Raw genomic sequence first — 21,709 nt, 5'->3', positions numbered from 1 at the left:
AAGGGCTTCATCGACGAGGTGATCATGCCGCACGGAACCCGCAAGCGGGTGGCCCGCGCCTTCGCCTCGCTCCGGACCAAGAAACTCAGCAATCCCTGGAAGAAGCACGACAACATTCCGTTGTGAGATCGGATGGCAAGATGTTCAGGAAGATATTGATAGCCAACCGGGGCGAAATCGCCTGCCGGGTCATCAAGTCCGCTCGGAAGATCGGCATCGCGACGGTCGCGATCTATTCCGACGCCGACAGGGACGCGCTTCATGTCCGCATGGCCGACGAGGCGGTGCGTATCGGCCGGCCGCCGGCGAACCAGTCCTATATCGTGATCGACAACGTGATGCGCGCGATCCGCGAGACCGGCGCAGAGGCTGTCCATCCTGGCTATGGCTTCCTCAGCGAGAACGCGAAGTTCGCCGAGGCGCTGGAGAGGGAAGGCGTCGCCTTCATCGGCCCGCCGAAGGGCGCTATCGAGGCGATGGGCGACAAGATCACCTCGAAGAAGATCGCGATGGAGGCGAATGTCTCGACCGTTCCGGGCTACATGGGCCTGATCGGGGATGCCGACGAGGCGGTGAAGATCGCGGGCGAGATCGGCTATCCGGTGATGATCAAGGCCTCTGCCGGCGGTGGCGGCAAGGGGATGCGGATCGCCTGGAACGACCAGGAGACCCGAGAGGGGTTCCAGTCGTCGAAGAACGAGGCGGCGTCCTCTTTCGGCGACGACCGCATCTTCATCGAGAAGTTCGTCACCAAGCCGCGCCATATCGAAATCCAGGTGCTCGGCGACACGCACGGCAACTGCGTCTATCTGAACGAACGCGAATGCTCGATCCAGCGCCGGAACCAGAAGGTCGTGGAGGAGGCGCCGTCGCCCTTCCTCGATGCCGCGACCCGCAAGGCGATGGGCGAACAGGCGGTCGCGCTCGCGAAGGCGGTGGGCTACTGCTCGGCCGGCACGGTCGAGTTCATCGTCGATGGCGAGAGGAACTTCTACTTCCTCGAAATGAACACCCGGCTTCAGGTCGAGCATCCGGTGACCGAACTGATCACCGGTGTCGACCTTGTCGAACAGATGATCCGGGTCGCCGCCGGCGAGAAGCTGCCCTTCGGCCAGAAGGATATCGGCATCAACGGCTGGGCGATCGAGAACCGCGTCTATGCCGAGGATCCCTATCGCGGGTTCCTGCCTTCGATCGGGCGGCTGAGCCGCTACCGTCCCCCGGCCGAGATTGCGACGGCAGACCATGTCGTGCGCAACGACACCGGGGTCTACGAGGGCGGCGAGATCTCGATGTATTACGACCCGATGATCGCCAAACTCTGCACCTGGGCGCCGACGCGGGCGCAGGCGATCGAGCATATGCGCGTCGCGCTCGACAGTTTCGAGATCGAGGGGATCGGTCACAACCTGCCGTTCCTTTCCGCCGTCATGGACCATCCCAAGTTCATCTCGGGCGACATGACGACGGCCTTCATCGCCGAGGAATATCCCGACGGCTTTTCCGGGGTCGACCTGCCGCAGGAGGCTTTGCGCCGCGTCGTGGCCGCTACGGCGGCGATGCACCGGGTGGCCGAGATCCGGCGCACCCGCGTCTCGGGCCGGATGGACAACCACGAGCGCCGCGTCGGCACGGACTGGGTCGTGATCGCGCAGAACCAGCGCTTTCCCGTGGCGATCCGCGCGGATCGCGGCGGCGCCACTGTGGAGTTCGGCGACGGCACGATTCACCGGGTGGAAAGCGACTGGACCCCGGGCGACCCGCTCGCGACGCTCGACGTCGACGGCGCCCCTCTGGTGCTGAAGGTCGGCAAGATTACCGCCGGGTTCCGGGTCCGGACACGCGGCGCGGCCCTGGACGTGCGCATCTACACGCCGCGGATCGCCGAGCTTGCCGCGCTCATGCCCGAGAAGCTGCCGCCGGACACCTCGAGGATGCTGCTCTGCCCGATGCCCGGCAAGCTCGTCGCGGTCGCGGTCAGCGAAGGCGACGAGGTCCAGGAGGGTCAGGCGCTTGCCACCATCGAGGCGATGAAGATGGAGAATGTGCTCCGCGCCGAGAAGAAGGTGCGGGTGACGAAGATCAACGCGGCCCCCGGCGACTCGCTCGCCGTGGACCAGATCATCATGGAGTTCGAATAACCCACCGAGAAGGAAGTCATGGACGCCTGGAAAGCACTCGCTGCACGCGAACTGAAGACACGGACGCCGGTCGATCTGGTCTGGCACACTCCGGAGGGGATCGACGTCCTGCCGGTCTACACGGCCGATGATGCTGCGAACCTGCCCCATATGGGCTCGCTGCCGGGCGCCGCGCCCTTTACCCGGGGCCCCCGCGCGACCATGTATGCGGGCCGCCCCTGGACGATCCGGCAATATGCCGGCTTCTCGACCGCCGAGGAGAGTAACGCCTTCTATCGCAAGGCGCTTGCCGCGGGGCAGCAGGGCGTCTCGGTCGCCTTCGACCTCGCCACCCATCGCGGCTACGACAGCGACCACCCGCGCGTCGTGGGCGATGTCGGCAAGGCGGGTGTGGCCATCGACTCGGTCGAGGACATGAAGATCCTCTTCGACGGCATCCCGCTCGGCGAGATTTCGGTGTCGATGACGATGAACGGCGCGGTGATCCCGGTTCTCGCGAGCTTCATCGTGGCTGGAGAGGAACAGGGCGTCGCGCGCAGGGACCTGTCGGGCACGATCCAGAACGACATCCTGAAGGAATTCATGGTGCGGAACACCTACATCTATCCGCCCGAACCTTCGATGCGGATCGTCGCCGACATCATCGAGTACACGTCGCGCGAGATGCCGCGTTTCAACTCGATCTCGATCTCGGGCTACCACATGCAGGAGGCCGGCGCGAACCTCGTGCAGGAGCTGGCCTACACGCTTGCGGACGGCAAGGAATACGTGAAGGCCGTGGTCGCGCGGGGCATGGATGTGGATGCCTTCGCCGGGCGGCTGTCGTTCTTCTTCGCCATCGGCATGAACTTCTTCATGGAGGCCGCGAAGCTCCGCGCCGCGCGCTTCCTCTGGCACCGGATCATGTCCGAGTTCAACCCGAAGAAGCCGGGCAGCCTGATGCTGCGCACCCATTGCCAGACCTCGGGCGTGAGCCTTCAGGAACAGGATCCCTACAACAATGTCGTTCGCACCGCCTACGAGGCGCTGAGCGCGGTCCTCGGCGGCACCCAGTCGCTGCACACCAACAGTTTCGACGAGGCGATCGCGCTTCCGACCGAGTTCTCGGCCCGGATCGCGCGCAACACCCAGCTTATCCTCCAGAACGAGACGGGCGTGACCCGCGTCGTCGATCCGCTCGCCGGGTCCTACTACGTCGAGAAGCTGACCGCCGATCTCGCCGATGCGGCCTGGAAGCTGATCGAGGAAGTCGACGCGATGGGCGGCATGACCAAGGCCGTCGCGTCGGGCATGCCGAAGCTTCGAATCGAGGAGGCCGCCGCACGGCGACAGGCGGCGGTCGACCGCGGCGACGAGGTGATCGTCGGCGTCAACAAGTACCGGCTGGCACGCGAAGACGAGATCGAGGTGCGCGAGATCGACAATTCCGCCGTCCGCGCGGCGCAGGTCGCGCGGCTTGAACGGATCCGGGCGACCCGCGATCAGGCCGCCTGCGACAAGGCGCTGGCGGATGTCGAACGCATCGCGAAAGACGGCGGCAACCTGCTGGAGGCGGCCGTCGCCGCCGCCCGCGCGCGCGCCTCGGTGGGAGAGATTTCGATGGCGATGGAAAAGGTGTTCGGACGGCACCGGGCCGAGGTGAAGACGCTCGCCGGGGTCTACGGCGCGGCCTACGAGGGCGACGAGGGCTTCGCGGCGATCCAGAAGGACGTCGAGGCCTTCGCCGAGGAGGAGGGCCGCCGCCCGCGGATGCTCGTGGTGAAGATGGGCCAGGACGGCCACGACCGCGGCGCCAAGGTCATCGCCACGGCCTTCGCCGATATCGGCTTTGACGTCGATGTGGGGCCGCTGTTCCAGACGCCCGAGGAAGCGGCGCAGGATGCGATCGACAACGACGTTCATGTCGTCGGAGTGTCGTCCCAGGCGGCGGGTCACAAGACACTCGCGCCCCAGCTCGTCGAGGCGTTGAAGCAGAAGGGCGCGGGCGACATCCTCGTGATCTGCGGTGGGGTGATACCGCAGCAGGATTACGACTTCCTCTACGAACGGGGCGTCAAGGCGATCTTCGGGCCGGGAACCAACATTCCCGCCGCCGCGAAGAATATCCTCGCGCTCATACGCAGCGCGCGCGCCGAAGAGGCGATGCGCCGCGACCGCTTCCCCGCGACGCCGCAAAAGCCGGCGCGCAACACGACCGGGTAAGGGGGCACGTATGAACGACCAGACACCCAGCGAGACGCTCCGCGACGCGGCCCTTCGCTACCACGAGTTCCCGAAACCGGGAAAGCTTGCGACCCGGGTGACGAAACCGATGGCGACCCAGCGCGACCTGAGCCTCGCCTACAGTCCCGGCGTCGCCGAGGCATGCACGCGGATCGCCGAGGACGAGGCGGATTCCTACCGCTACACCTCGCGCGGCAATCAGGTCGCGGTGATCTCGAACGGCACCGCGGTGCTTGGCCTCGGCAATATCGGGGCGGCCGCCTCGAAGCCCGTGATGGAGGGCAAGGTCGCGCTTTTCAAGAAGTTCGCCAATATCGACGGCGTCGATATCGAGGTGAACGAGACCGATCCCGAAAGGCTCGCCGAGATCGTGATCGCGCTCGAGCCGAGTTTCGGCGCCGTCAATCTCGAGGATATCGGCGCGCCCGCCTGCTTCGAGGTCGAGCGCATCTGCAAGGAGCGGATGAACATCCCGGTCTTCCACGACGACCAGCACGGCACCGCCATCGTCGTTGCCGCCGCCGCGCTGAATGCGATGCGGCTCGCCGGGAAATCTCTTTCGGACATCAAGATGGTCGCCATCGGCGCCGGCGCCGCCGGGATCGCCTGTCTCAACCTCCTTTGCGACATGGGGCTGAAGCGGAGGAACGTCTGGCTCTTCGACCGGCGCGGCGTGATCTACAAGGGGCGCGAGAACGTCGACGCGACCAAGGCGCTTTACGCGCGCGATGCCGATGACGGGCCGATGGAGCAGGTCATCGAGGGCGCCGACATGTTCCTCGGCCTGTCCGGCCCCGGCAACCTGACCGGCGAGATGGTCGCGAAGATGGCCAAGGATCCCGTGATCTTCGCGCTCTCCAACCCGACGCCCGAGATCCTGCCGGAAGAGGCGAAGGCGGCGCGCGAGGACGTGATCATCGCGACGGGGCGCTCGGACTATCCCAACCAGGTCAACAACGTCCTCTGCTTCCCCTTCATCTTCCGCGGCGCGATGGATGTCGGCGCGACCCAGATCAACGAGGCGATGAAGGTCGCCTGCGCCAAGGCGCTCGCAGACCTCGCGCGCAAGACGACCGCGGCGGAAACCGCTGCCGCCTATCGCGGCGAGCGCATGGTCTTCGGCCGCGAGTACCTGATCCCCAAGCCGTTCGATCCCCGGCTTCTCGGTGAAGTTGCAAGCGCCGTGGCCAGGGCCGCGATCGGCAGCGGCGTCGCGAAGCGTCCGATCGCGGACATCGCCGCCTACAAGGCCGAGCTCGACCGCTCGGTGTTCCGCACCGGCATGATCATGCGGCCGGTCTTCGAACTCGCGCGCCGGAGCGAGCGCCGCATCGTCTTCGCCGAGGGCGAGGACGAGCGCGTGCTGCACTGCACCCAGTCGATGCTGCTCGACGGCATGGGGCCGCCGATCCTGATCGGCCGGCCCGACGTGATCCGCCAGCGCATCGACCGCGCCGGCATCTCGCTGAAGCCCGATACCGATTTCGAGGTCTGCAACCCCGAAGACGACCCGCGCTACCGCGACTACTGGCAGAGCTACCACGCGATACTGGAGCGCCGCGGCGTCACCCCCGACCTCGCCCGGACCCGGCTCAGGACCAGCAACACCGCAATCGCGGCGATCATGGTCCATCGCGGAGAGGCGGACAGCCTCATCTGCGGCAGCTACGGTCTCTACCTCGATCATCTCCGACACGTCGAGCAGGTGTTGGGTGGCCTGCCGGATGGCGACGGCCAGACGCTTCATCCGACTGGCGCGCTCTCGACGATCATTCTCGACGACGGGGCGATCTTCATCGCCGACACGCAGGTGCGCCCCGATCCCAGCCCCGAAGAGGTCGCGGAAACCGCGATCTCCGCCGCGCGCCACATCCGGCGCTTCGGGATCGAGCCCAAGATCGCGCTCGTGAGCCATTCGGTCTTCGGCAACCTCGACATCGCGTCGGGACGCAAGATGCGTCGCGCGGTGGAGATCCTCGATGCGGCCGGGGTGGACTTCGCCTTCGAGGGGGAAATGCAGGCCGATCACGCGCTGAACCCCGACCTGCGCGCGCGAGTGTTTCCAAATTCCCGCCTTCACGGCGCTGCGAACTGCCTCGTCTTCGCCAATGTCGATGCTGCGTCCGGCGCTGCGAACGTCCTGCGCCAGCTCGCGGGCGGGCTCGAGATCGGGCCGATCCTGATGGGCATGGGCAACAAGGCGCATGTGGTGAACAGTTCGGTCTCCGCCCGGGGGCTGTTCAATATCGCCGCGTTGGCGCGGGCGCCGGTGCAGTCCTATGCGTGACGGACGACCCCAATTAGGACACCCGCCGAAGGGTCCCGCGCCGGCGAGGAAACGCTAACGCACACAAGTCAAGGGAGGCTGCAGTGGCAACATATCGCGAAGTCTACGACGGTTGGAAAGCCGATCCCGAGGCGTTCTGGCTCGACGCCGCAAAGGCGGTGGACTGGATCAAGGCGCCCGAGCGCGCGCTCGACGGATCGACCGCGCCGCTCTACCAATGGTTCCCGGACGCGACCTGCAACACCTGCTGGAACGCCGTCGACCGCCATGTCGAGGCCGGGCGCGGCGATCAGCCCGCCATCATCCATGACAGCCCCGTCACCGACAGCAAGACGACGATCAGTTATGCCGAGCTGAAGGACCGCGTCGCGCGGCTCGCAGGCGCGCTGAGCGGGCGGGGTGTCACCAAGGGCGACCGCGTCATCATCTACATGCCGATGGTGCCCGAGGCGCTCGTCGCGATGCTCGCCTGCGCCCGGATCGGGGCGGTGCATTCGGTGGTGTTCGGCGGCTTTGCCGCGCATGAACTCGCCGTCCGGATCGAGGACGCGAAGCCGAAGGCCGTGATCGCCGCCTCTTGCGGGATCGAGCCGGGACGGGTCGTCGAATACAAGCCGCTGCTCGACGAGGCGATCCGCCAATCGGCCCACAAGCCCGACTTCACCGTGGTTTACCAGAGGCCCATGTGCAAGGCGGCGATGGAGCCGGGCCGCGACCTTGACTGGGACGAGACCGTGGCCGCCGCGACGCACGCGGATTGCGTGCCTGTCGGCGGCGCCGATCCGCTCTACATCCTCTACACGTCGGGGACGACCGGTCAGCCGAAGGGCGTAGTGCGCCACAATGGCGGGCATATGGTGGCGCTGCTCTGGACGATGAGGAACCTTTACGACGTGAAGCCGGGCGACGTCTACTGGGCCGCCTCGGATGTCGGCTGGGTCGTCGGTCACAGCTACATCTGCTACGCGCCGCTGCTGATGGGCTGCACCACGATCGTCTTCGAGGGCAAGCCGGTCGGCACGCCCGATGCCGGCACCTTCTGGCGCGTCATCGAGGAACACGGCGTCAAGGTCCTGTTCACCGCGCCGACCGCACTTCGCGCCATCAAGCGCGACGACCCGAGCGCCGAACATGTCGGCCGCTACGACCTGTCGGGCCTTCAGGCGCTCTTCCTCGCTGGCGAACGCGCCGATCCCGACACCATCCTCTGGGCGCAGAAGCACCTGAAGAAGCCGGTCATCGACCATTGGTGGCAGACCGAGACCGGCTGGGCCATCGCCGCGAACCCCCTCGGGATCGAAGAGCTGCCGGTAAAACCCGGCTCGCCCGCCGTGCCGATGCCGGGCTACGACATCCGGATTCTGGACGAGGGCGGTCATCCGCTGCCGGCGGGCACGCTTGGCGCCATCGCGATCAAGCTGCCGCTGCCGCCGGGCACGCTGCCGACGCTCTGGAACGCCGAGGACCGGTTCCGGAAGTCCTATCTCAGCCACTTCCCCGGCTACTACGAGACCGGAGATGCGGGCATCATGGACGAGGACGGCTACGTCTCGATCATGGCGCGCACCGACGACGTCATCAATGTCGCCGGACACCGGCTTTCGACCGGCGCGATGGAGGAGGTTCTGGCGAGCCATCCCGATGTCGCCGAATGCGCGGTGATCGGGATCGGCGATCAGCTCAAGGGCCAGGCGCCGCTCGGGCTCATCTGCCTCAACTCCGGTGTGACGCGCGATCCGGCCGAGATCGAGAAGGAATGCGTCAAGCTGATCCGCCAGGAGATCGGGCCGGTCGCCGCCTTCAAGCTCTGCATGGCTGTCGACCGGCTGCCCAAGACCCGCTCGGGCAAGATCCTGCGCGGCACGATGGTCGCCATTGCGGACGGGGCGCCGTGGAAGATGCCGGCGACGATCGACGATCCCGCCATCCTCGACGAGATCAAGGAACGTATCGGCGGGCTGGGGCATCCGGCCGGCTGAATTTTTTGGAATGGGAGAACCAAGATGACACGAGACGTTGTAATTCTGGACGGCGCGCGGACCGCGATTGGAACCTTCGGGGGATCGCTGTCGGGCGTGGCGCCGACCGCGCTTGCCGCGGCGGTCGCAAAGGAGGCGCTGTCGCGCAGCGGGGTCGAGCCGGGCCAGATCGGCCATTCGGTCTTCGGCCACGTGATCAACACCGAAGGGCGCGACATGTATCTCGCCCGCGTCGCGGCCGTCGAGGCGGGCGTGCCGCCCGAGGCACCGGCGCTGACCGTCAACCGGCTCTGCGGCTCGGGCGCGCAGGCCATCGTCAATTCGGCGCAGCACATCATGCTCGGCGATACTGACTTCGCGCTCGCCGGCGGGGCAGAGTCGATGTCGCGCTCGCCCTATTCGACGCAAGCCGCGCGCTGGGGCCAGAAGATGGGTGACATGTCGATGACCGACATGATGGTTGCCGCACTCAGCGATCCGTTCGGCAATGGCCATATGGGCGTCACCGCCGAGAATGTCGCGGACGAGCACCAGATCTCGCGCGAGGCGCAGGACGCCTTCGCGGTCGAAAGCCAGGCGCGCGCGACGAAGGCCATCGCGGAGGGAAGGTTCAAGAGCCAGATCCTGCCCATCGAGGTGAAGGTGAAGCGCGACATGGTGCCGTTCGACACCGACGAGCACCCCAAGGCCGGCACGACGATGGAAAGCCTCGGCAAGCTTAGACCCGCCTTCCGGAAGGAAGGTTCGGTGACGGCGGGCAACGCCTCGGGACTCAACGACGGCGCGGCGGCGGTGGTGCTCGCCTCGGCCGAGGCGGCCGAGAAGGCAGGGCTGAAGCCCCGGGCGCGGCTTCTCGGCTACGCCCATGCCGGGGTCCGGCCCGAAGTGATGGGCATCGGCCCCATCCCCGCCGTGACGACGCTCCTGACGAAGCTCGGCATGGAGGCCGGCGATTTCGACGTGATCGAGTCGAACGAGGCCTTCGCGGCGCAGGCCTGCGCGGTCAATGCAGGGCTCGGTCTCGATACGGCCAAGGTCAATCCGAACGGCGGCGCGATCGCGCTCGGCCATCCGATCGGCGCAACCGGCGCGATCATCACCATCAAGGCGATGTACGAGCTGGAGCGGATCGGCGGGCGCTACGGGCTCGTCACCATGTGCATCGGCGGCGGACAGGGGATCGCACTGGCCATCGAACGCCTGCGGTAGCGCGGCGGGAAGCCCCCGCAACGGACGGTGCGTGCCCCTCGCTCCCCGGGGCGGCCCGTTGCGGGGGCAACCGGACATGCGCGTGGACCGATGGGAAGGACGATCACATGACGGAAAACAATGCATCGAACGGCAGGGGTGCCGAGCACATGAGCGACTATTGGGATCTCATGCTCCGGGTTCAGCAGGTGATGCTGCGTGCCGGCGCGGCTTCGGTGACACGGATCTTCGACCGGGACTTCGCGGCAGTCGATCCGACTGCGATCGGGCGTGCCTACCTCACCCTCGGCCTGTCGATGCTTCGGCGCCCAGGCGACCTCGCCGCCATGCAGGCCTCGGTCCTGTCGAATATGGCCAAGCTTTGGACGGCGGGCTGGGCTCCGAACGGGCAGGCGGCGAGGGATCGCCGGTTCAGCGGCGAGGCCTGGGAAAGCGATCCGGTCGCACGCGTGTCGCGCGACGTGCATCTCGCGATCGAGGAGGCCACCAAGGAGGTTCTCGACCGCTTTCCTGCGGATTCCCGGGAACGCCTCAGCGTCGAGTTCTACACCCGCCAGATCCTGAGTGCGCTGTCGCCCAGCAACGTCCTCGCGCTCAATCCCGAGGCGCGCGCCCGTTTCCTCGCGACGCGGGGGAGGAGCCTGATCACCGGCTTCAGCAACCTCCTTGACGACATCGAGCGCGGTGGCGGCCGGCTGGCCATCAGCACCGCCGACCCCGACGCCTTCGTCGTCGGCCGTGACCTCGCCGCGACGCCGGGCAAGGTCGTCTTCCAGAACGATCTGATCCAGCTCATCCAGTACGAGCCGATGACCGAAACGCAGTTCAAGCGGCCGCTTCTCTTCGTGCCGGCCTGGATCAACAAGTTCTACATTCTCGACATGCGGCCGAAGAACAGCCTGATCCGCTACGCGCTGGAACGCGGCCACACCGTCTTTGCGATCAGCTGGGTCAATCCGGGTCCGGAGCATGCTGGAAAGAGCTTCGAAAGCTACATGAACGAAGGCGTGATCGCGGCGCTTGACGCGATCGAGAAGGCGACCGGCGAGAAGAAGGTCAACACGATCGGCTACTGCATTGGCGGCATTCTCGTGAATGCCACGCTCGGCCATCTCGCCGCCACGGGATCCGACCGCATCGCGACCTCGACGACGCTCGTCACCATGACCGATTTCAAACAGGTGGGAGAGATTGGCATATTCGTCGATCAGGTCCGGCTGGAGACGATGCGCGCACATCTTGAAAAGACCGGGCATCTGGAGGAGCACCAGCTTCGCGACATGTACGCGATGCTGCGCGAGAACGACCTGATCTGGCCGTTCTACATCGCGAACTACCTGATGGGCGACAAGCCGCCCGCCTTCGACCTGCTGTTCTGGAATTCGGATTCTACGCGGCTGCCCGCGGCGATGTTCCTCTGGTACCTGGAGAACATCTACATCCGCAACGGGCTCGGGACGCCGGGCGCGATCACGCTCAACAGCACGCCCATCGACCTTGGAAAGGTCAAGGTGCCGTGCTTCGCGATTGGCACGAAGGACGACCACATCGCGCCCTGGCAGTCGGTCTATCCCGCGACGAAGGTCTTCGGCGGCGACGTCAGGTTCGTGCTCGGAGGGTCGGGCCATATCGCGGGTGTCATCAACCCGCCGGGCGAAAAGGCGAAATACGGCTACTGGGTCAGGGACGATTACCCGGACGATCCCGAGGCCTGGCTCGACGGGGCGGAGTACAATGCCGGGTCGTGGTGGCCGGTCTGGGCCGAATGGCTGGAATCTCAGGACAGAGCGAAGAAGGTGCCGGCCCGCGTGCCCGGCGGCGGCGGTCTCGACGTGATCGAGGCTGCGCCCGGCTCCTATGTACTCGCGCGATGATCTTTCATCCCTCTGCCGGCCGGCGCGGGACCGATACCTAACAACGAGGAGAACAAGATGACACGGACAGCAATCGTCACCGGAGGGTCGCGCGGTATCGGCGCGGCGATCTCGAAGGCCCTTCAGGCCGCGGGTTACAAGGTAGCGGCGAACTATGCCGGCAACGATGAGGCGGCGGCCGCTTTCACCAAGGAAACCGGCATCCCGACCTACAAGTGGTCGGTCGCGGACTACGACGCCTGCGCCGCGGGCATCGCCAAGGTCGAGGCCGATCTCGGCCCGATCGAGGTTCTGGTGAACAACGCCGGCATCACCCGGGACGCGCCGTTTCACAAGATGACGGCGGAGAAGTGGCGCGACGTGATCGACACCAACCTGTCGGGCATCTTCAACATGACCCACCCGGTCTGGCCGGGAATGCGCGAGCGCGGCTTCGGAAGGATCATCAACATCTCGTCGCTGAACGGCCAGAAGGGCCAGTTCGGACAGGTGAACTACTCGGCCGCAAAGGCCGGCGATATCGGGTTTACCCGGGCGCTTGCGCAGGAGGGCGCGGCGAAGGGGATCACGGTCAACGCGGTCTGTCCGGGCTACATCGCGACCGAGATGGTGATGGCGGTGCCCGAGCAGGTGCGCGAGGCGATCGTCGGCCAGATCCCGGTCGGCCGGCTCGGTGAGGTCGACGAGATCGCGCGCTGCGTGACGTTCCTCGCGTCCGACGAAGCCGGCTTCATCACCGGTTCGACGATCTCGGCCAATGGTGGCCAGTACTTCAGCTGATCGACCGGTACCACCCCGCAGACGAGGGCCGCAGAGATGAACGAACGCACCACCGACATAGACCCCGTCGAAAGCCGGGAATGGCAGGATGCTATCGCCGACGTGATCGAGCGCGACGGCGCGGATCGGGCGCATTTTCTTCTGGACAGGGCTGTGAGCCAGGCCCGCGCGGCGGGTGCGATGCTGCCGTTTTCGTCGACGACCCCGTACCAGAACACGATCCCGGCCGACGATCAGGCGGAGTTTCCCGGCGATCTGAAGATGGAATGGCGCATCCGCACCATCAACCGCTGGAACGCGATGGCGACCGTGGTTCGCCGCAACAAGGAGAGCAGCGAATATGGCGGCCATATCGCGTCCTTCGCCTCCTCGGCGGTGATGTACGACATCGGACTCAACCATTTCTGGCGTTCGAAATCCGCGATCCATGGCGGCGACCTGGTGTTCTTCCAGGGCCATGTGATCCCCGGCATCTACGCGCGGTCGTTCATGGAAGGCAGGATCAGCGAGAAGGAACTGGAGAACTTCCGCTCCGAGGTCGCGGGCGGCGGGCTTTCCTCCTACCCGCATCCCTGGCTGATGCCGGATTACTGGCAGTTTCCGACCGTCTCGATGGGGCTCGGCCCGCTGATGGCGATCTACCAGGCGCGGTTCATGAAATACATGCACAACCGCGGCCTGATCGACATGGCCGACCGCAAGGTCTGGTGCTTCCTCGGCGACGGCGAGATGGACGAGCCGGAAAGCCGGGGCGCCATCGACCTCGCGGCGCGGGAGGAGCTCGACAACCTGATCTTCGTCGTCAACTGCAACCTGCAGCGGCTCGACGGGCCGGTCCGGGGCAACGGCAAGATCGTGCAGGAGCTCGAAGGCGACTTCCGCGGCGCGGGCTGGAACGTGATCAAGCTCTTGTGGGGCAAGGGCTGGGACGCGCTGCTGGAGAAGGACGTGACCGGCCGGCTGCGCCAGCTGATGGACGAGACGGTGGACGGCGACTACCAGACCTTCAAGTCGAAGGACGGCGCCTATATCCGCAAGCACTTCTTCGGCAAGTATCCCGAGACGGCGGCGCTGGTCGAGGACTGGAGCGACGAGCAGGTCTGGTCGCTGAGCCGCGGCGGGCATGACCCCGAGAAGGTCTATACCGCCTTCAAGCGCGCGGCCGAAACCCGCGGCCAGCCGACCTGCCTTTTGGTGAAGACCGTCAAGGGCTACGGCATGGGCTCGGCCGGCGAGGGCCAGAACGTCACACACCAGCAGAAGAAGCTGGCCGAGGAGCAGTTGCGCGAGTTCCGCGACCGCTTCAAGATCCCGGTCGAGGACAAGGACCTGCCGAAGGCGCCCTTCGTCAGCCTCAACAACGCGCAGAAATCCTACCTCGCCGACCGCCGCAAGGCGCTGGGCGGCGACTTCCCGAAGCGCGACTGGCGGAATGCACCGAAGCTCGACATCCCCGCGCTCGACAAGTTCGAGGGCCAGCTCAAGGGCACCGGCGACCGCGAGATATCGACGACGATGGCCTTCGTGCGGATCCTGACGACGCTTCTCAGGGACAAGGGCGTGGGCAAGCATGTCGTGCCGATCGTGCCGGACGAGAGCCGCACCTTCGGGATGGAGGGGCTGTTCCGCTCGGCCGGCATCTACAACCCGCTCGGGCAGAACTACACGCCCGAGGATGCCGACCAGATGATGTTCTACAAGGAGACGACCGACGGCCAGGTGCTGCAGGAGGGCATCAACGAGGCCGGTGCCATGGCCGACTGGATTGCGGCAGCAACGTCCTATTCCAATCACGGCGTGCCGATGATCCCGTTCTTCATCTACTACTCGATGTTCGGCTTCCAGCGGATCGGCGATCTGGCCTGGGCCGCCGGTGACAGCCGGGCGCGGGGCTTCATGCTCGGCGGCACGGCGGGCCGGACGACGCTGAACGGCGAGGGGCTCCAGCACGAGGACGGCCACAGCCACATCCTCGCGGGCACGATCCCGAACTGCATCAGCTACGACCCGACCTTCAGCTACGAGGTGGCGGTGATTGTTCATCACGGGCTGAAGCGGATGTTCGTCGACCAGGACGACGTCTACTTCTACCTGACCCTGATGAACGAGAACTACGCCCATCCCGACATGCCGATGGGCGTCGAGGAGGACATCATCAGGGGTCTCTACCGGTTCCGGGAAACGAAGAAGCCGGGCAAGAAGCACGTCAACCTCGTGGGCTCCGGCACGATCCTGATGCAGGCGATCAGGGCCGCCGAGATACTGAAGGCCGACTTCGGGGTCACTTCCGACATCTGGTCCGCCACCAGCCTCAACGAGCTTGCCCGTGACGGTCAGGACTGTGCGCGGCACAACCGGCTCAACCCCTTCGCCGACGAACGCGTGCCCTTCGTGACGCGGCAGCTGCAAAAGGCGCAGGGCCCGGTGATCGCCGCAACCGACTACATGAAGAACTACGCCGAGCAGATCCGTGCCTTCGTGCCGAACCGCTTCACGGTTCTCGGCACCGACGGCTACGGCCGCTCGGACAGCCGGGTGAACCTGCGGCGATTTTTCGAGGTCGACGCGAACCACATCGCCGCCGCGGCCATGGTCGAACTTTACCGCGAAGGGGCGGTGACGAAGAAGGACCTCGAGGCGGCGCTCAAGAAATACGACATCGACGGCGGCAAGCCGAACCCGCGGCTCGCGTGACGGCCGAAACGAGGAGACAGATCATGGCAATCGAAGTGAAAGTGCCCGATATCGGCGACTTCTCCGACGTTCCGGTCATCACCATCCTGGTCAGTGTCGGCGACAGCGTCGCGGCGGAGGACCCGCTGATCGAGCTGGAAAGCGACAAGGCGACGATGGAGGTACCCTCTCCCGCCGCCGGCAAGGTTGCGGAGATCAGGGTAAAGGAGGGCGACAAGGTCTCCGAAGGCTCGCTGATCCTACTGCTGGAGGGCGACGGCGCGGGCGCGGCGCCGGCAGGGGACGAGAAGAAATCCGCAGCCCCCGCGCCGGCCGGCGCGCACCCGGCTGCCCCCGCCGCACCGGCCGCGCCCGTCGCGGCGGCGCCGTCCGCCGTCACCGATGCGGGCTTCGGCAAGTCCCATGCCTCTCCCTCGGTGCGCGCCTTCGCCCGGCAACTCGGCGTCGATCTCGCGCGGGTCAACGGCACCGGCCGCAAGGGCCGCATCCTGCGCGAGGACGTGACGAACTTCTTCAAGGCGACCGCCGCGCCGGCCGCTGGCGCGGCCGCGCCGGGCGGCATGGGCATCCCGCCGATCCCGGCGGTCGACTTTACCAGGTTCGGCCCCGTCGAGGACGTGGAGATGCCGCGGATCAAGAAGCTTTCGGGCCCCGCGCTGCACCGCTCCTGGCTCAACATCCCGCATGTCACCCACAACGACGAGGCCGACATCACCGGGCTCGACAAGTATCGCAAGGAACTCGACGCCGATGCCAAGGCCGAGGGCTACCGCGTGACACTGCTCAGCTTCGTCATCAAGGCGAGCGTGTCGGCGCTGAAGACCCACTGGGAGGTCAACAGCTCGATCCATCCCGATGGCGACAAGCTCATCCGCAAGTCCTACTACCATATCGGCTTCGCCGCCGACACGCCGAACGGCCTCGTCGTGCCGGTGATCCGCGATGCCGACCGCAAGGGGATCATCGAGATCTCGAAGGAGCTTGGCGAGCTCTCTGCCAAGGCCCGCGACGGCAAGCTGAAGGGTGACGACATGTCGGGGGCGAGCTTCACCATCTCGTCTCTCGGCGGGATCGGCGGCACCTCGTTCACGCCGATCGTCAACGCACCGGAAGTGGCGATCCTCGGGCTCACGCGGTCGAAGCTCGGGCCGGTCTGGGATCCGGTCGCCGAGAAGTTCGTGCCGCGCCTGATGCAACCCATGAGCCTCTCCTACGACCACCGCGCCATCGACGGGGCGCTCGCCGCGCGGTTCTGCGCGACGCTGAAACACCTGCTCGGCGATGTGCGCCGGCTGATGCTCTGAGGGGGCCGCCATGGAAGTGAAAGTGCCCGACATCGGCGACTTCTCCGACGTCCCGGTCATCGCGATTCTCGTCTCGGTTGGCGACACCGTCGCCGCCGAGGACCCGCTGATCGAACTTGAGTCCGACAAGGCGACGATGGAGGTTCCTTCGCCCGCCGCCGGCAAGGTCAAGGAGATCAAGGTCAAGGAGGGCGACAGGGTCTCCGAAGGCGCCCCGATCCTCGTCCTTGACGTTGAAGGCGCGGCGGCTGCTCCCCCCGCCCGCGCCGAAAGTCCCGCTCCCGTCGCGCCGGTCTCCGTGGCCGCAAGTGGCACCGCGACGGGAGCCGGCGACATCCACGGCGAGGTCGTCGTGCTCGGCTCCGGCCCCGGCGGCTACACGGCCGCCTTCCGCGCCGCCGATCTCGGCAAGAAGGTCGTGCTGGTCGAGAAGGACGCCACGCTCGGCGGCGTCTGCCTCAATGTCGGCTGCATCCCCTCGAAGGCGCTTCTCCACGCCGCCAAGGTCATCACCGAGGCCGGGGAGATGGCCGATCACGGCATCACCTTCGCCAAGCCCAAGGTCGACATCAAGAAGCTCGAAGGCTGGAAAGCCTCTGTCGTCAAGCAGCTCACGGGCGGGCTCTCGGGCCTCGCCAAGGGGCGCAAGGTTCAGATCGTGAACGGCTATGGCCGCTTCACCGGCCCGAACATGATCGCGGTCGAGAAGGACGGCAAGGTGACGAAGGTCAGCTTCGACCAGTGCATCATCGCCGCCGGCTCAGAGCCGGTGACGCTGCCCTTCATCCCGCATGACGACCCCCGCGTGATCGACTCCACCGGCGCCCTGGAGCTCGACGGCATCCCCAAGCGCCTGCTCGTGCTCGGCGGCGGCATCATCGGGCTCGAGATGGCCTGCGTCTACGACGCGCTCGGCTCGAAGATCACCGTCGTCGAGCTGATGGACCAGATCATCCCCGGCGCCGACAAGGACATCGTGAAGCCCCTGCACAAACGGATCGAGGGCCGCTACGAGAAGATCCTGCTGAAGACCAGGGTCACGGCGGTCGAGGCACAGAAAGGCGGCCTCAAGGTCACCTTCGAGGACGAGAAGGGCGGGACAATCACCGACACGTTCGACAAGGTGCTCGTCGCGGTCGGGCGGCGGCCGAACGGCAAGCTGATCGACGCCGAAAAGGCCGGCGTCGCGGTCGACGAGCGCGGCTTCATCGCCGTTGACAGCCAGCAGCGCACCGGCCAGCGCCATATCTTCGCCATCGGCGATGTCGTCGGCCAGCCGATGCTCGCCCACAAGGCGGTGCATGAGGGCAAGGTCGCCGCCGAGGCCGCGGCCGGGCAGAACCGACACTTCGACGCCCGCGTCATCCCCTCGGTCGCCTATACCGACCCCGAGGTCGCCTGGGTCGGGCTCACCGAGGCGCAGGCGAAGGAGCGCGGGATCAAGGTCGGCAAGGGCAGCTTCCCCTGGGCCGCCTCCGGCCGCTCGCTGTCCCTGGGCCGCTCCGAGGGCATGACCAAGGTCCTCTTCGACGAGACCGACGACCGCGTCATCGGCGCCGGCATCGTCGGCCCCAACGCCGGCGACCTCATCGCCGAAGTCGCACTCGCCATCGAAATGGGCGCCGACGCCGTCGACCTCGGCCACACCATCCACCCGCACCCGACGCTCAGCGAAACCGTCAACTTCGCCGCCGAAATGTTCGAAGGCACGATTACCGATCTCATCCCGCCCAAGCGGAAGACATAGGAGAGAGCCAATGGACTACAAGGAAATCATGAAGATGTTCGATCCCGATCGGATCGCGAAGATGTTCAACGCGGAAGAGTTCCAGTCCGCGCTGAAATCGGCCGCCGACCAGCCCTTCGATATGGGCGAACTTATCGCCAGCAACCAGAAGAACTTCGAGGCGATGATGGCCGCGAACCGGGCCGCCGCCGAAGCCTACCAGGACTTCTATCGCAAGCAGATGGCGATCTTCGAGGAGGTGACCTCGGGCGCGCAGGAGGAGATCAAGAAGGCGAACAAGCCCGGCGGTACGGGGACGCTGGATCCGAAGGAGGTCTACCGTCGCGCCGTCGAAAAGGCGCTGATCCTGATGGCGGAATTCGCGAGTGCCGCCCGAAAGGCTCAGGACGACGCCGCCGCCATCATGGAGGCCCGGGTGAAGGAAGCCGTGCGCGAAGTGCGGAAGGGCTGACCGGGCAAGCGTTCCCGGCATCCCACCCGACACGCGCGACAGATGGAGGATCCACGATGAATGCGGAAGTCGAAGCCCGGCCGGTCAACCTGATCCTGCTGGGACCGCCCGGTGCGGGAAAGGGTACGCAGGCGCGGATGCTCGCCGAGGCGCACGGCCTCGTCCAGCTTTCCACCGGCGACCTCCTGCGCGAGGCGGTCGCAGCGGGAACCGAGGCGGGACGCGCCGCTAAAGCAGTCATGGAGGCGGGTGGTCTCGTCCCTGACGATGTGGTCCTTCGGGTTCTCATGGAGCGCCTCGACCGGGACGACACCGGCGCCGGCGTGATCCTCGACGGCTTTCCCCGGACCATCGGTCAGGCCGAAGCGCTGGAGGCGCTGCTGGACGCAAGGCAATCCGGCATCGACCTCGTGATTTCTCTCGACGTCGACGACGCGGCGATGATCGAGCGGGTGGTCGGGCGCTATACCTGCGCGGCCTGCGGCGAGGGTTATCACGAGGTGAGCAAGCGACCGTCGAAAGACGGCGTCTGCGACAAGTGCGATGGCACGAGTTTCAAGCGTCGCGCCGACGACAATGCCGAGACGGCGGGCCAGAGGCTCAAGGCCTACCACGCCGAAACGGCGCCGCTGATCGCCTTCTACGACACGTGCGGAGTGCTAGTGAGGGTCGATGCCATGGCCGATATCGACGAGATCGCATCCGTGCTGACGACAATGGTTGACACGGCGAAATCCTAGTCAAAACGGAAGGCCCGCATCCGGATGCATTGTCGGGCGAACGTAACAAGGAACACGTGAAATGATCGCACAACAACACGCAAACGATTATTGGAAAGCCAATCTCCGCATCATCCTGTGGAGCCTCGTCGTCTGGGCTTTGGTGTCCTTCGGCTTCGGGATCATCCTGCGGCCGATGCTGATGGGCATCAATGTCGGCGGCGCCGATCTCGGTTTCTGGTTCGCCCAGCAGGGCTCGATCCTCGTCTTCCTCGCACTGATTTTCTTCTACGCCTGGCGGATGAACCGGCTCGACCGCGAACACGGCGTCGACGAGGTGTGACGGTCATGGACCAGTATACGCTTAACCTTCTCGTCGTCGGTGCGACTTTCGCGCTTTATATTGGCATCGCTATCTGGGCTCGCGCGGGCTCGACCGCGGAGTTCTACGCCGCCGGCCGCGGCGTTCACCCGGTCCTGAACGGCATGGCAACGGGAGCCGACTGGATGTCGGCAGCCTCATTCATCTCGATGGCGGGCCTTATCGCTTTCGGGGGATACGACAGCTCGGCCTATCTCATGGGCTGGACCGGCGGCTACGTGCTTCTGGCGATGCTGCTTGCACCTTACCTGCGCAAGTTCGGCAAGTTCACGGTGCCGGAGTTCATTGGTGACCGGTTCTATTCGAAGGCAGCGCGGCTTGTGGCCGTCATCTGCCTCATCATCGCGTCGATCACCTACGTTATCGGTCAGATGACTGGCGTCGGCGTCGCGTTTTCGCGCTTCCTGGAAGTGTCGAGTTCGACGGGTCTCTACATAGGCGCGGCGATCGTGTTCGCATATGCCGTTCTCGGCGGCATGAAGGGCATCACGTATACCCAGGTTGCGCAATACGTCGTGCTGATCTTCGCGTACACGATCCCGGCGATATTCATCTCGTTGCAACTGACGGGAAACCCGATCCCGCCGCTCGGTCTCTTCGCCGACGCCAAGTCGACGGGCGAACCGCTCCTGGTAACGCTCGAGGGGCTGGTGACCGATCTTGGATTCAAGTCCTACCTGACCCAGGAGGACACGACGCTCAACATATTCCTCTTCACGGTGGCGCTGATGATCGGCACCGCGGGCCTGCCTCATGTCATCGTCCGTTTCTTCACCGTTCCGAGGGTCGCCGATGCGCGGTCGTCGGCGGGCTGGGCACTTGTCTTCATAGCGCTGCTCTATCTGGTCGCTCCCGCCGTGGGGGCCATGGCCCGCGTGAATCTCATCACCACATTCTATCCCAACGGTACCGGCGCGGATGCCCTCGCGCTTGCCGACATCGAGACCAAGTCCGAGCTTGACTGGGTCCGCAACTGGCAGAAGACCGGACTCCTGACGGTCGAAGACAAGAACGGGGACGGCCTGATTCAGTATGTCGGCGACAAGGACGCCAACGAGCTGACCGTGAACAATGACATCATCGTTCTGGCCAACCCGGAAATCGCCAACCTGCCGGGCTGGGTCATCGCACTCGTGGCCGCGGGTGGTCTTGCCGCCGCGCTATCGACCGCGGCCGGTCTTCTGATGGCAATCTCGTCGGCGGTGTCGCACGACCTCATCAAGGGGCAACTCAATCCCAACATCTCGGAAAAGGGAGAACTTCTGGCGGCGCGGATCTCGATGGGGATTGCCATCGCGGTCGCGACCTATCTCGGCCTCAACCCTCCGGGCTTCGCAGCCCAGACGGTGGCGCTTGCCTTCGGAATCGCCGCGGCGTCGATCTTTCCGGCGCTGATGATGGGCATCTTCTCCAAGCGTGTGAACGACAAGGGCGCCATTGCGGGCATGCTTGCCGGTCTGATCGTCACGACGGTATATATCTTCCTGCACAAGGGCTGGTTCTTCGTGCCCGACACCAACAGCTTCACGGATGCCGATCCGCTGCTGCTGTCGATCAAGTCGACCTCGTTCGGCGCCGTCGGAGCGCTGATCAACTTCGTTGTCGCCTACGTCGTTTCCGGCGTGACCGAAGAACCGCCGGTCGAGGTCCAGGAGCTTGTGGAATCGATCCGCGTCCCGAAGGGTGCGGGTGCGGCCACCGGGCACTGACCGCCACAGACATCGGCGCGTCCCCAGGGGGGCGCGCCGTCACGGCCCGGATCGACGCTCCGGGTGATCCGGAGACAGAGCATACGGGGATCAGCGATGAACATCCACGAATACCAGGCCAAGGCCCTTCTGCGCAGCTACGGCGCGCCGGTGTCGGACGGCCGCGCCGTCCTCAGGGCCGAGGAAGCCAAGACCGCCGCGGGCGAGCTC

The 21,709-nt window shown here is 65.8% G+C and carries 13 protein-coding genes and 1 pseudogene; all 14 read left to right on the top strand.

Features of this window, described 5'->3' with window-relative positions:
- Nucleotides 1-140: 140 nt before the first annotated feature.
- The 14 genes and pseudogenes from OEZ60_RS21085 (at nucleotide 141) to OEZ60_RS21020 (ending at nucleotide 21,499) form a co-directional block, all read left to right on the top strand.
- Nucleotides 141-2,141, top strand: coding sequence for an acetyl-CoA carboxylase biotin carboxylase subunit (locus OEZ60_RS21085; RefSeq protein WP_263340655.1), 2,001 nt, complete (start codon nucleotides 141-143; stop codon nucleotides 2,139-2,141).
- Nucleotides 2,142-2,159: 18 nt separating this feature from the next.
- Nucleotides 2,160-4,274, top strand: a pseudogene (gene scpA / locus OEZ60_RS21080) (methylmalonyl-CoA mutase); the annotation flags it as partial.
- A 79-nt stretch (nucleotides 4,275-4,353) separates the two neighbouring features.
- Nucleotides 4,354-6,651 (top strand): NADP-dependent malic enzyme, encoded by a 2,298-nt coding sequence (locus OEZ60_RS21075; protein ID WP_263340650.1) that lies wholly within the window; start codon nucleotides 4,354-4,356, stop codon nucleotides 6,649-6,651.
- A gap of 83 nt (nucleotides 6,652-6,734) precedes the next feature.
- The gene (locus OEZ60_RS21070; protein ID WP_263340648.1) at nucleotides 6,735-8,630 is read left to right on the top strand and encodes a propionyl-CoA synthetase; all 1,896 of its coding nucleotides are present in this window, start codon (nucleotides 6,735-6,737) and stop codon (nucleotides 8,628-8,630) included.
- Nucleotides 8,631-8,654: 24 nt separating this feature from the next.
- Nucleotides 8,655-9,839: an acetyl-CoA C-acyltransferase family protein gene (locus tag OEZ60_RS21065; RefSeq protein ID WP_263340646.1), complete on the top strand. Its 1,185-nt coding sequence runs from the start codon at nucleotides 8,655-8,657 to the stop codon at nucleotides 9,837-9,839.
- Between the two features lie 107 nt (nucleotides 9,840-9,946).
- Nucleotides 9,947-11,713 (top strand): PHA/PHB synthase family protein, encoded by a 1,767-nt coding sequence (locus OEZ60_RS21060; protein WP_263340644.1) that lies wholly within the window; start codon nucleotides 9,947-9,949, stop codon nucleotides 11,711-11,713.
- 57 nt (nucleotides 11,714-11,770) lie between these two features.
- Nucleotides 11,771-12,493 (top strand): acetoacetyl-CoA reductase, encoded by a 723-nt coding sequence (gene phbB / locus OEZ60_RS21055; protein ID WP_263340642.1) that lies wholly within the window; start codon nucleotides 11,771-11,773, stop codon nucleotides 12,491-12,493.
- A gap of 36 nt (nucleotides 12,494-12,529) precedes the next feature.
- The gene (aceE, locus tag OEZ60_RS21050; protein ID WP_263340640.1) at nucleotides 12,530-15,187 is read left to right on the top strand and encodes a pyruvate dehydrogenase (acetyl-transferring), homodimeric type; all 2,658 of its coding nucleotides are present in this window, start codon (nucleotides 12,530-12,532) and stop codon (nucleotides 15,185-15,187) included.
- A 23-nt stretch (nucleotides 15,188-15,210) separates the two neighbouring features.
- Nucleotides 15,211-16,491: a dihydrolipoyllysine-residue acetyltransferase gene (gene aceF, locus OEZ60_RS21045; RefSeq protein ID WP_263340637.1), complete on the top strand. Its 1,281-nt coding sequence runs from the start codon at nucleotides 15,211-15,213 to the stop codon at nucleotides 16,489-16,491.
- A gap of 10 nt (nucleotides 16,492-16,501) precedes the next feature.
- A complete protein-coding gene (gene lpdA / locus OEZ60_RS21040; protein ID WP_263340634.1) occupies nucleotides 16,502-18,238 on the top strand; it encodes a dihydrolipoyl dehydrogenase in 1,737 nt (578 codons plus the stop codon).
- 10 nt (nucleotides 18,239-18,248) lie between these two features.
- Nucleotides 18,249-18,689 carry a phasin family protein gene (locus OEZ60_RS21035; protein WP_263340631.1) on the top strand — a complete coding sequence of 147 codons (441 nt, stop codon included), beginning with the start codon at nucleotides 18,249-18,251 and terminating at the stop codon, nucleotides 18,687-18,689.
- Between the two features lie 56 nt (nucleotides 18,690-18,745).
- The gene (locus OEZ60_RS21030; RefSeq protein ID WP_263340629.1) at nucleotides 18,746-19,429 is read left to right on the top strand and encodes an adenylate kinase; all 684 of its coding nucleotides are present in this window, start codon (nucleotides 18,746-18,748) and stop codon (nucleotides 19,427-19,429) included.
- Nucleotides 19,430-19,490: 61 nt separating this feature from the next.
- Nucleotides 19,491-19,751 (top strand): DUF4212 domain-containing protein, encoded by a 261-nt coding sequence (locus OEZ60_RS21025; protein WP_263340625.1) that lies wholly within the window; start codon nucleotides 19,491-19,493, stop codon nucleotides 19,749-19,751.
- Between the two features lie 5 nt (nucleotides 19,752-19,756).
- A complete protein-coding gene (locus tag OEZ60_RS21020; RefSeq protein WP_263340622.1) occupies nucleotides 19,757-21,499 on the top strand; it encodes a sodium:solute symporter family protein in 1,743 nt (580 codons plus the stop codon).
- The last annotated feature ends 210 nt before the right edge of the window (nucleotides 21,500-21,709 follow it).

The sequence above is a fragment of the Albidovulum salinarum genome (assembly GCF_025673475.1).
Classification (GTDB): Bacteria; Pseudomonadota; Alphaproteobacteria; order Rhodobacterales; family Rhodobacteraceae; genus Albidovulum; species Albidovulum salinarum.
Note: the sequence above shows the minus strand (reverse complement) of the source record. Positions and strands in the feature narration are given on the sequence as shown.

Coding starts and splice junctions, on each gene's coding strand:
- OEZ60_RS21085 (WP_263340655.1), top strand. CDS start 141: ATGTTCAGGAAGATATTGATAGCCAACCGGGGCGAAATCGCCTGCCGG.
- OEZ60_RS21075 (WP_263340650.1), top strand. CDS start 4,354: ATGAACGACCAGACACCCAGCGAGACGCTCCGCGACGCGGCCCTTCGC.
- OEZ60_RS21065 (WP_263340646.1), top strand. CDS start 8,655: ATGACACGAGACGTTGTAATTCTGGACGGCGCGCGGACCGCGATTGGA.
- OEZ60_RS21060 (WP_263340644.1), top strand. CDS start 9,947: ATGACGGAAAACAATGCATCGAACGGCAGGGGTGCCGAGCACATGAGC.
- phbB (WP_263340642.1), top strand. CDS start 11,771: ATGACACGGACAGCAATCGTCACCGGAGGGTCGCGCGGTATCGGCGCG.
- aceE (WP_263340640.1), top strand. CDS start 12,530: ATGAACGAACGCACCACCGACATAGACCCCGTCGAAAGCCGGGAATGG.
- aceF (WP_263340637.1), top strand. CDS start 15,211: ATGGCAATCGAAGTGAAAGTGCCCGATATCGGCGACTTCTCCGACGTT.
- lpdA (WP_263340634.1), top strand. CDS start 16,502: ATGGAAGTGAAAGTGCCCGACATCGGCGACTTCTCCGACGTCCCGGTC.
- OEZ60_RS21035 (WP_263340631.1), top strand. CDS start 18,249: ATGGACTACAAGGAAATCATGAAGATGTTCGATCCCGATCGGATCGCG.
- OEZ60_RS21030 (WP_263340629.1), top strand. CDS start 18,746: ATGAATGCGGAAGTCGAAGCCCGGCCGGTCAACCTGATCCTGCTGGGA.
- OEZ60_RS21025 (WP_263340625.1), top strand. CDS start 19,491: ATGATCGCACAACAACACGCAAACGATTATTGGAAAGCCAATCTCCGC.
- OEZ60_RS21020 (WP_263340622.1), top strand. CDS start 19,757: ATGGACCAGTATACGCTTAACCTTCTCGTCGTCGGTGCGACTTTCGCG.